We start from the raw sequence: 11,356 nt of genomic DNA, 5'->3' as shown, positions 1-11,356 counted from the left end.
CTCCAGTAAGTTACCGTTGCCATCAAAAGCAGCAGCGATCTCCTCTTCGGTGGGAGGTCGGCCATTCTGCTCAGGCAGGCAGCGATTGCTGTAGCGCGCCGCCGTCAACTTGCGGCTGTGGCTTTGCGGGCCGACATGAACCAGCTCCAGCAAGTTGCCACCGGCGTCATAGCGGTAGGTTTGATGGTAGTTGGCGACAGCCCCCGGATCGTCGAAGCGATTGAATTCCGGTCCTCGACTGACGGCACCCGCTTCCCAACCGGTCGCGTCGATCAGTTGGTAAAGGCTGTCATAGCCATAGTGCTTGATCGGCTCTACTCGCTGGTTGGCGAAGTACCTGATCGGCAAGGCAGCGTCTTCAATGCTCAGCACATTGCCCACCGGATCGTAGTCATAACGTAGATCTTGCAGCGCTTCACTTCCACGTCGAGCCTGAAGCCGGGTCAGACGGCCATCTTCAGGACGATAGGTCAGCGTACTGACCACACCGTTGCCAGCGGTTTCCTGTTCAACCTGGCCGTAGGCGCTGTAGGCGATGGCGCTGACCAGGGTTTGAGGTGTGTCCTGACCGCTCAGTTGCAGATGGCTCGCCAATAACTGGCCATCCACGGTGTAGTCGAACAGTTGCCGATTGCCCTTGGCATCTGTCTGCTCCAGCACATCGCCCATCGGGTTGAAGCGCGTCGCGCTGGTTGCCGCTTGCGCCACAGGCTCCAACAGCGCATCCCGCGCAGGCAGCCCTAGCGGCCAATCCGGTAATTCCAGCGAGCTCAGAAAGCGTTGGGTCTGCTCAAGCACTCCGCCCGTCAGCGCGTAGTCATCCACGGTCAACGTGCCCGCCGGATCATCATGTCGGATCAACTGCCCACATTGATTGTGAGCGGCGAAATCGGCACCGGCATCGGCGTATCCATAACGTTCGGTGCATCGCGCGACGTCACCTTCGCCCTGCTCGAAAATGGCCAGCGGTCGCAGCAGATCGTCGTACTCGACCCGCCGCTCGCTGCCCCGGCTGTCCCAGGCCTGGATCAACTGATCTCCATCACCAAATAAACTGATCCGCTGACCGGCATCGACACTGATCGAACCCAACACCTTCCCGGACAGTGAATAACCATTGGTGAGATTGGCAGGCGTTGCGGCGTCTTCCACACTGAGCGCCCAAAGCCTGGGATCCCATTGCTCGACCAACCGCCCCATCGCGTCATAGGCACTGCGGTTGATCCGCTCTTCTGGCTCCTCCGTCTCGACGGAACGGCAATAAGCAACCACCCGCACCGCCAGCCCACGCGGATCAATCACAGACAGCGTCGGCGTATGAGTGTGAATACCACCCGTTAATATCGACATGACCCAGGCTCATCGTAGGATGCGTCAATCCAGTAACTACCTGATCCACGCCGCCGACTACTGTCAGAAATGACAGTACCGACAAATGGTAGATGCTCAATCTTTCGTACTGGGTTGCTCAGATCTCGACGACCTTGTCCCATCTGAACAACGGGTTTTCAGGCGCCCTCGAACGTTGATCGCTATATCCACGCGGATTACAGATCACACGTGTTCCCTCTGCGAAATAATCGAATGCAGTATGGGTGTGACCATGGATCCACAGCGCAACCGGCGCGCGCACGAGAGCAGGCAGATCGCTCACATAACCCGCCGAGGCGCGATCCGTCACGAACTTTTCCGCCAGGCTTGGCCTTAGCGGCGCATGGTGCGTGACAACAATTGTCTTACCATCGAAGGGCTTTGCCAGCTCATCTTCCAGCCATGCCCGCGCTTGCTTGTGGAGCGCCAGCGAGTCGCGGGGAGTAAACGAACGTGGCGGGGCTTCGAGCTCGGGCGATAAGACCTGAATCACGCCCTGGTAGTCGAGTATGGCCCGCTCGGCCTCTGCAATGGACTCGCGCAGCGCCGCATCGCCAGCGCCGAACAACGAGAAGTCTGTCCACAACGTGGTACCGAGCACCCGCCATTGGCCATTTCGCTCAATGAAGGTTGTGTTGTTCAGGAAATGCACATTGGGCAAGCGGCGCGCGGCGGCTTGCATCGCGCTTTCGAGGGCAGCGAATTCACCACCGTAATACTCGTGGTTGCCCGGCACATAAATAACCGGCACCTGTGAACCGAAGTTTTCCGCCGCCCAACGCAAGCCTTTCGCATGGTTGTGGATATCACCGGCCAGCACAACCAGATCGGCCTCCACGTAGGGGATGGCCAGCGGTTCGTCGTACTCAAGGTGCAGATCGGACAGAACGCGAATCTTCACGGAGCGGATCTCCTCAGTGCGGTTCCCGGTGCATCTGAGTGTGGATGCTACTGATCAAACCGACATGACTCAGGTTCTGCCTGGGACACTGGGTCTAGTAATCACCTGATCCACGCTGCCGGCTACTGTCAGAAATGACAGGACCGATAAATGGTATTGAAAACACCATATAACCTGTGGACCGGCAGTCAAACCGTGCTCGCGCTCCCCTCAAACATCGCCACTATCTCAGTATCCAGAGCCTCCGAAACCTCCACGTCGAACGCCGCATGGGATAGCATTCCTCGCCGCTTGGAGGCTGCGACGTGAACACGTTTGGCGATGGGTATGCTTGATCTACCTGCGACAGCATCGGACAAAGCTTCGTAACGGGCGTCCATTCGCATATCACGGCTCATACCGGCACAGCTTCGGCCAGTACGGTGCCGCGGAATTTGTCCGGCAACGCTTTGGGTGTCAGCACATCGACCGACACGCCCAACAGCCGACGCAACTCATGGCGGATGGCACCAATGTCGAACAGCGTTGTTTCCGGTGTCGGATCGACCAGAAGATCGAGGTCGCTGTCGTCAGTATCATCACCATGGGCGACTGAACCAAATACGCACGCATTACCGGCACGATGTGCCGCGACCACACGGCGGATATCGTCGCGGTGGGCCTGAAGAGCAATGGACGGCTTCATGGTCGTTCTCCCAATTATCCGGTCTCTGCTTGTCAGTTTGGGCCACACCCTGCCTGGCGTCCGGCGATGCGAATAAACAGGATCAAGGGGCCAATGTGATTGATATCTGCCGTCAAATCGCATGGGCAGTGCTGGCTTGGGTATCTTCACGCGCCACCGGTTATACCTTGCTGCGCGGGTTCCAGCCTATCACCTGTTCTGGATAGGACCCCACGAAGACTATTCCCTTTAACTTGAATGAAATTTCCTAGAAAATCCCAACCCGTTGCGCCTGTCAGGACCGGCGACTAGTCTGCACAGTGTCACCGCCAATTCGGTGATACGGACGTGCAAGTCCGGACTGACAAAAGGCGCGCGACGCCAAATATTCCAGGTGTTTTTTTATGCCTGAAATATTGTGTTATGGCGGCCGTGCGCGGGAGATTCTTCGGGATCTGCCGGGTTTACCTTTTGCCCCGGTCTTGCACACCTGCGTACGGCCGCCACCTTCATTCGCGTGCAAGCGAACGGTGACGGTCCCACTCATCAAAAGGGATACACCATGTTCAAGATCACCCCCAATCCGCCTGTCGCGGAAGACCTCAGCTCCCCAGCATTCCGGCTCGCCGCCGAGCGTGCTTTCGCTCACTACGAATTACCCGCGACTCGTACCCCGCCCCGGAAACGGAAATCACGCAACACCGAAGAAACCCTGCTCCATATCTACGAAATCCTCCAGAGCGCCTCGGCGACCGCCTACGAATCGGCGGACAATCTCCAGGGCTCGCAACGCAAACTCGCCTTGGGCGCCGTGCACCTGATCGATATGGCGCAACAAGAGATGGACGGATTGCTCGACGGGCAACAAACGACAGTCTTCTGATGAACTAACGGCATTTCGCTCCCACCAGACGGGGTGGGAGCGAACACGTCAAAACCACTACCTGAACGTCAGCATCGCCGTCAGCGAGTCGTCATTTCTCACAACACGGTCGAGCAATGATGCGTCGTGATGTGAGCACCCTTGACGGAGATTGTTTTAAAACGGCCTGTCCTCTCCCCACCCAAGGGCCATAGCGGCCGCACGTGGGTTCGCAGCCTGGGTCCTGATTTTTTTAATGTTTGCCATCTCACTGACTTGATTCAAGGCATTCATTGTCAAATACGCTCCTGCGCCACGAAGGCTCAAGGTATTTTCCGCAATCCCGTGCTCATCCACGGCACGACGCAATTGTGCGCCACTCAGTTGAGAACCTGGATTAATAATAGTGAAATTAACTTCGAGCTCCAAATCATTACCTTCGTCAGGAAAATGCAGTGTCACAAGGGTAATACCATATATTACCCGATCGGCAGGCTCCTTATCACGATCAGACGTTTTAATGAGCGCGAACAACCTTTCATTGGGTTTTTCTTTACCCCCTGCCAAATCACTACTCCGGGTGGCCTCAATCAGACCTATCAACGAATTGAAATACTCAGAAACTCCCCCACCCAATTTAAAATTACTTTTCTGCTTTGCAGCATTTTCAGCCCCCCTAAAGATATTTGACCTCCCTAAAGCATAATACTTCTCTCTGTAGCCCTTTAACGTATCCTTTATCTCATTACCGGACACTGCACTAGAATCACCTCGCTCATGCATCTCTTCCTTGGACCCCACGCCGACCTCTACAACTGAAAAATCGTCACTCGGCATATAAACCCCTGATGCCTCGTCAAATACTTTCACCCTTGACTTTGACAGTTTCGCCTTAAAGTAAAATCTCTTGAAAATATCAACATCCACTACGAGCTCTTTAATGAGCTTTGTCTTGTCTTTGTCCATATCTTTAGTCGGAAAAGCACCCAGGTCATCGCTCCAAGTCAAAGGATTGTTTCTAACCATCCTATAAACGTTCAACCCATCCACATCCCCAGCCGGGTCCGGGTTAATCCATCGCTGCAACCACGACGCGTAATACCTGAACCCATAGTAATAAAGCCCAGTCGCATCCCGCTCTTGCCCCGAGTAACGCACGGTCTTGTAACCCGCCTCCACCTCGCTGCGTCCGGCAAACCAGGCCGTACTGCCGTAGGGGTGATAGGCTTCTTGGCTGATCACCTCGGCTTCGCTATCCAGCTCCAGGCTGCTGGAACCCAGATGGTCAGTCAGGTTGTAGCGATATTGATCGTTGGTAATACCGGAAGGCGGTGCCGTTTCCCAATGCAGCACCTGCATGGCACTGCGTCCGGCCTGCACGCAGATCACTTGCAGCACTTCGCCAGTGCCTTCACGGGTGCGGATTTCCAGGCCCGGCAAGTAGCGGACTTCCGATATCAGTGAACGGGCTTTGGTCTGGGTAGACCTGACTTTGCGTCGCCGCACACCATCGCCGTCGTATAGATACAACTCAAGATCATCGTCAGCATTCTCACGCTCAACCGGCCGCACCTCGCGCAACTGATTGCGTAGATCCCAGCTCATCGTCTGTCCTGGTTGCAGCTCCAGCAAGTTGCCATTGCCATCAAACGCGGCAGCGATTTCCTCTTCGGTGGGAGGCCGGCCATTCTGTTCAGGCAGGCAGCGATTGCTGTAGCGCGCCGCCGTCAACTTGCGGCTGTGGCTTTGCGGACCGACATGAACCAGTTCCAGCAAATTGCCACCGGCGTCATAGCGGTAGGTTTGATGATAATTGGCGACAGCCCCCGGATCGTCGAAACGATTGAATTCCGGTCCTCGACTGGCGGCGCCCGCCTCCCAGCCGGTCGCGTCGATCAGTTGGTAAAGGCTGTCATAGTCATACTCCTTGATCGGCTCAACCCGCTGGTTGGCGAAATAACGAATCGGCAAGGCGGCGTCTTCAATGCTCAGCACATTGCCCACCGGATCGTAGTCGTAACGCAGATCTTGCAGCACTTCACTTCCACGTCGAGCCTGAAGCCGAGTCAGACGACCGTCTTCAGGGCGATAGGTCAGCGTACTGATGACACCGTTGCCGGCGGTTTCCTGCTCAACCTGAACGTAGGCGCTGTAGGCAATGGCGCTGACCTGGGTTTGAGGTGTGGCCTGCCCGCTCAGTTGCAGATGGCTCGCCAATAGCTGGCCATCAACGGTGTAGTCGAACAGCTGCCGATTGCCCTTGGCATCAACCTGTTCCAGCACATCGCCCAGCGGGTTGAAGCGCGTCGCGCTGGTTGCCGCTTGCGCCACAGGCTCCAGCAGCGCATCCCGCGCAGGCAGCCCTTGCGGCCAATCCGGTGATTCCAGCGCACTCAGAAAGCGCTGGGTCTGCTCAAGTACTCCGCCCGTCAAGGCGTAGTCATCCAACGTCAAAGTGCCCGTCGGGTCGTCGTGTCGGATCAACTGTCCGCACTGGTTGTGAGCCGTGAAACCGGCGCTGGCATCGGCGTATCCATAACGTTCGGTGCATCGCGCGGTTTCACCTTCGCCTTGCTCGAAAATGGCCAGCGGCCTTAGCAGGTCGTCGTACTCAACCCGCCGCTCACTGCCCCGGCTATCCCAGGTTTGAACAAGCTGATCCCCATCGCCGAACAAGTTGACCCGCTTGCCCGCGTCGACGCTGATCGAACTCAGTACCTTCCCGGACAGTGAATAACCATTGGTGAGATTGGCAGGTGTTGCGGCATCTTCCGCACTCAGCGCCCAAAGCCTGGGATCCCACTGCTCAACCAGACGCCCCATCGCGTCATAAGCGCTTCGGTTGACCCGCTCTTGAGGCTCAGAGCCCTCAACGGAACGACAGTAACCCACCGAACGCACAACCAGCCCACGCGGATCGGTGACCGTCAGCGTCGGTGTATGAGTGTGAAGCGACGCCGTCAGAATCGCCATGGCCTACGCTCCGAGTTTGATGCATGCACTTAACATCTCAATCCCCTACTGAGAGGAAGAATAATCAGCCCGCTCATGCCTTCTATTGAACTCCACACGACAATGGACCGCGTGAACTTCTGCTATCTCAGGACGATGGGTATCGATCGCTTGGAAAACCCTCTCGGTGTAGGAGTTTATTCCGGGTGAAACATAAATAATGTCGTACTGCTGAGTAGGCGAGAAGGCAGGCCCGTGTGCTATAAATTTAAGTCGATACCGTTGGGCGCTATCAACGTCTGTAAGGGTCTCTATCGGCCCAGGCAAGTTTTCCTCTTGTACCACACCTTTACTTTTCTCCAGGAGACGAAGGGCAACATCTGTTAAGATGCCTTCACCGTGTAATCCGTAGTAGTGCAGTTTCTTGCCCTCGGGAATTTTGATCGGCGCTTTGAACTTCTTCATACGGCTTGAGAATCCACCGTGGGCAACCAGAATGGCTTCTGTTGCGCCTTTCAATAAGGATCTGATGATCACGCCATTCTGTTTGAAGGTCGTGATGGCGTCCGTTTGCATAGAGAGGTATGCCACTTCGCGTGCTATCTCGGCAAACGGCTCATGCCATTGTTCCAGAACGACCCTGTTAATAAGCTGATCGGTATAAGATCTGACTTGAAACTCATCGTCATCGCTTGATAATTGCTCTCCGGGAACAATATCCATAATCCTCAGTTCCAGCGGAAGCTGATCACTGGTTCCGGCGGCCATGTGCTGTGCAATCTCGTACGCTTCATCCGCAGTCCGAGGCGGCCTCAAGCCCATAATGTCTGCTTGCGTTACTGGATTTCCTCTGACAAACCTATACACATTCAGTCCATCGATATCACCTGCAGGGTCCGGATTGATCCACCGCTGCACCCACGGTGCGTAATATCTGAACCCATAGTAATAAAGCCCTGTCGTATCCCGTTCCTTGCCCGAGTAACGCACCGTCTTGTAGCTCGCCTCCACTTCACTTCTCCCGGCAAACCAGGCCGTACTGCCGTAGGGGTGATAGGTTTCCTGGCTGATCACCTCGGCCTCACTGTCCAACTCCAGACTGCTGGAACTCAGATGGTCAGTCAGGTTGTAGCGATATTGATCGTTAGCGATGCCGGACGGAGGCGTGGTTTCCCAGTGCAACACCTGCATGGCACTGCGTCCGGCCTGGACACAGATCACCTGCAACACTTCCCCGGTGCCTTCACGGGTGCGGATTTCCAGGCCTGGCAAGTAACGGACTTCCGATATCAGCGAACGGACGTTGGTTTGGGTAGAGCGGACCTTGCGCCGCCGCATCCCATCGCCGCCGTACAGATACAACTCAAGATCATCATCAGCACTTTCACGCTCAACCGGTCGCACCTCACGTAGTTGATTACGCAGATCCCAGCTCATCGCCTGTCCCGGTTGCAGCTCCAGCAGATTGCCGTTGCCGTCAAAAGCGGCAGCGATCTCCTCTTCGGAGGGAGGCCGGCCATTCTGCTCAGGCAGGTAGCGATTGCTGTAGCGTGCCGCTGTCAGTTTTCGGCTATGGCTTTGCGGGCCGACATGGACCAGTTCCAGCAAGTTGCCACCGGCGTCATAACGGTAAGTCTGGTGGTAGTTGGCGACCGCACCCGGATCGTCGAAGCGATTGAATTCCGGCCCTCGACTGGCGGCGCCCGCCTCCCAACCGGTCGCTTCGATCAGTTGGTAAAGGCTGTCATAGTCATAGCGCTTGACCGGCTCAACCCGCTGATTGGCGAAATAACGAATCGGCAAGGCAGCGTCTTCAATACTCAACACATTACCCACCGGATCGTAGTCATAACGTAGATCTTGCAGCGCTTCACTTCCATGTCGAGCCTGAAGCCGAGTCAGACGGCCATCTTCAGGACGATAGGTCAGCGTACTGACCACACCGTTGCCAGCGGTTTCCTGTTCAACCTGGCCGTAGGTGCTGTAGGCGATGGCGCTGACCAGGGTTTGAGGTGTGTCCTGACCGCTCAGTTGCAGATGGCTCGCCAATAACTGGCCATCCACGGTGTAGTCGAACAGCTGCCGATTGCCCTTGGCATCAACCTGTTCCAGCACATCGCCCAGCGGGTTGAAGCGCGTCGCGCTGGTTGCCGCTTGCGCTACGGGTTCCAGCAACGCATCCCGCTCCGGCAGCCCTGGCGGCCAATCCGGTGATTCCAGCGCACTCAGAAAGCGCTGGGTCTGCTCAAGCACTCCGCCCGTCAACGCGTAGTCATCCACGGTCAACGTGCCCGCCGGATCATCATGTCGGATCAACTGCCCACATTGATTGTGAGCGGCGAAACCGGCGCTGGCATCAGCGTATCCATAACGTTCGGTGCATCGCGCGACGTCACCTTCGCCCTGCTCGAAAATGGCCAGCGGTCGCAGCAAATCATCGTACTCAACCCGCCGCTCGCTGCCCCGGCTATCCCAGGTTTGAACAAGCTGATCGCCATCACCGAACAAGTTGACCCGCTTGCCCGCATCGACGCTGGTCGAACCCAACACCTTCCCGGACAGTGAATAAGCATTGGTGAGATTGGCAGGCGTTGCATCATCCTCCGCACTGAGCGCCCAAAGCCTGGGATCCCACTGCTCGATCAGCCGCCCCATCGCATCATAGGCACTGCGATTGATCCGCTCTTCAGGTTCCGCCGTCTCGACGGAACGGCAATAAGCAACCACCCGCACCGCCAATCCACGGGGATCAACCACCGTCAGCGTCGGTGTGTGAGTGTGAACACACTGCGCCAGAACCGACATGTCTTACGCTCCTTGCTTGATGCATACCCTTGATGCGGATCTGCCGCATTCAGACAGCAACGGGCCAACGCTCAAAACACCCCATCTTCATGACAGGTTGGACCAGTAAAAAAGAACCAGCTGCGGGCTATCGGCCAGGTAAACAGGCTCCCCCTCGTGCGTACGACCAAGGCTGGCATAAATACGCTGCGCACCTGGCTCAGTCGCCGCCACTTCTACTGAACAACTCCCCTCTGGCCCGGTGACGCAAGTTTCATCTTTCAGAATCACCGCCGGCGAAATTGCGCTGAAGTACACAGTAACGCCCTCAACTGATCGACCGGCGGCATCACGGATAAAAGCCTTTACTGTTTTTGTGGTGAATCCGTCCGGCGGCACGGAACCAGGGGCGATATAGAGACTTGACCTGCTCTCATCACCCTGAACATCGACAAACGTCGCGGACTGCGCCTGCCCTATAACGGCGCCACTCTCAGAGGTCACCGTAATAGAATAGGTGCCCGCGAGTTGCGACGTGATACGGGCACTGGTGGTGGCGCTACCTGGTACAAACTCGCAGCGATCAGGCGCGGTAGGGTCAATGGTGACGCCGGCGACCGCCGGAAACAGTACGTAGGAAGTTGCCGTGGTCCCCGTGTAAAGGTTGCCGTAGGCATCACGCAACGTCACGGTTGCAACATGCGCGGCCAGCCCATTGGCCGCCTTGTCACCCGTTATCGGTTCCAGGGTAGAAGCGGCGAGATCGTACGTCCCGGCAATAAATGTCGCATCGACCTTGATACTTGAGAAATCCCCCTCAAGCCTGGCACTGATCCTGTACGTCTTCGCCACGGTACTGCCCAGCGTCACGTCACACTGGCCTGTATCGCCAACGGTACGACATGTCGGTTCGCTAAAAGCAATATCAGTGACCTCGTCAAAGATCACCAGGGTGCCCTCCGGTGCCAGAGAGCCATCGCTCAGACGGACCGTCGCCCGGACCTTGTTGCTTTTTTGCGTATCACTGACGACCCCATTGTCATCAATCATCTCCAGGCTTGACTGAGTTGAATCGAGGGTAACGAACTCGACGATCTTCGGACTGCCGGCCACAGCCGTACCACCAAACAGCGTGGCACGCACCGTCTTGGGACCCGGCACCGTCGAGGTGATGGTGGTTTCACATTGCCCCTGCGCATCGGTCGTACCGACTGCATGCTGGAGCGAGGCATTCGCGATGTCGGGAAACACCACCAGAACATTCTCGAGCGGCCGGCCCTCGGCATCCTTGGCGGTGACGGTGACCGTGTAGGCATCCACGCCATTGGCGAGTTTTGTGCCCGTGCTCACGGTCAAGGCCGTGGTCGCAGGGCGGCCGACCTCATCCTGGGCTTCGACAAACCGCACCAACGGTTCGACCTGGGCGGCAAACGCCTTACCACCATCCACCGCCAGGTAACGCACCTGCAGGATAATGTCGGTCAAGGAGTCGAAGACCGCTTCTTGATGCGCCGAGAGGTGCCGAGGGAAACTCAGTATCCAGCTCGACACCGCGCCCGTTCCCTCGAAAGGCAGGTAGCGCTCATCGTCGAAGTTCAGGGTGAACAGGCCATAATCATCCAGGCCGCTGGACAAGCCGATTTGCTGGCTGATCCTTGGGTTGAACACAATGTGCCTTGGATCGAGTTCGATATCGCTGTCGGCGGCCAGTTCCCCGGCCTGGCTGTAGAGACTCGCCACACCGCCCAATGAAGGTTTCAACAAGGTACTGCTGCGCGTTTGCACCAGGGTGGCATGGATATCCTGATACCGCCCCAGCACT

The 11,356-nt window shown here is 56.7% G+C and carries 6 protein-coding genes and 1 pseudogene; 1 reads left to right on the top strand and 6 read right to left on the bottom strand.

All coding sequences use genetic code 11. The features are described from left to right. The 3 genes and pseudogenes from M5B42_RS31920 to M5B42_RS31910 form a co-directional block, all read right to left on the bottom strand. A pseudogene (locus M5B42_RS31920) lies at positions 1-1,350 on the bottom strand (toxin); the annotation flags it as partial. A gap of 118 nt (positions 1,351-1,468) precedes the next feature. Then, positions 1,469-2,272 carry a metallophosphoesterase gene (locus M5B42_RS31915; protein ID WP_248748050.1) on the bottom strand — a complete coding sequence of 268 codons (804 nt, stop codon included), beginning with the start codon at positions 2,270-2,272 and terminating at the stop codon, positions 1,469-1,471. 394 nt (positions 2,273-2,666) lie between these two features. After that, positions 2,667-2,957: a nucleotidyltransferase domain-containing protein gene (locus M5B42_RS31910; protein ID WP_248748049.1), complete on the bottom strand. Its 291-nt coding sequence runs from the start codon at positions 2,955-2,957 to the stop codon at positions 2,667-2,669. Between the two features lie 541 nt (positions 2,958-3,498). Between M5B42_RS31910 and M5B42_RS31905 the strand changes: the two genes are divergently transcribed. Beyond that, entirely contained in the window at positions 3,499-3,819 is a 321-nt protein-coding gene (locus M5B42_RS31905) for a hypothetical protein (protein WP_248748048.1), read from the top strand. 156 nt (positions 3,820-3,975) lie between these two features. Here M5B42_RS31905 and M5B42_RS31900 read toward each other — a convergent pair whose 3' ends face one another. The 3 genes from M5B42_RS31900 to M5B42_RS31890 form a co-directional block, all read right to left on the bottom strand. After that, on the bottom strand, positions 3,976-6,771 hold the full coding sequence (locus tag M5B42_RS31900; RefSeq protein WP_248748047.1) for an RHS repeat-associated core domain-containing protein: 2,796 nt from the start codon (positions 6,769-6,771) through the stop codon (positions 3,976-3,978). Between the two features lie 45 nt (positions 6,772-6,816). Then, positions 6,817-9,555 carry an RHS repeat-associated core domain-containing protein gene (locus M5B42_RS31895; RefSeq protein WP_248748046.1) on the bottom strand — a complete coding sequence of 913 codons (2,739 nt, stop codon included), beginning with the start codon at positions 9,553-9,555 and terminating at the stop codon, positions 6,817-6,819. A gap of 87 nt (positions 9,556-9,642) precedes the next feature. Then, positions 9,643-11,356, bottom strand: a 1,714-nt coding sequence (locus M5B42_RS31890) for an Ig-like domain-containing protein (RefSeq protein ID WP_248748045.1), incomplete at its 5' end; no start/stop codon positions are given.

Origin of the sequence: Pseudomonas sp. MWU12-2037 (assembly GCF_023242345.1) — a bacterium.
GTDB lineage: Bacteria > Pseudomonadota > Gammaproteobacteria > Pseudomonadales > Pseudomonadaceae > Aquipseudomonas > Aquipseudomonas gingeri_D.
The sequence above is the reverse complement of the archived record's forward strand: the minus strand, read 5'-3'. Positions and strand labels throughout refer to the sequence as shown.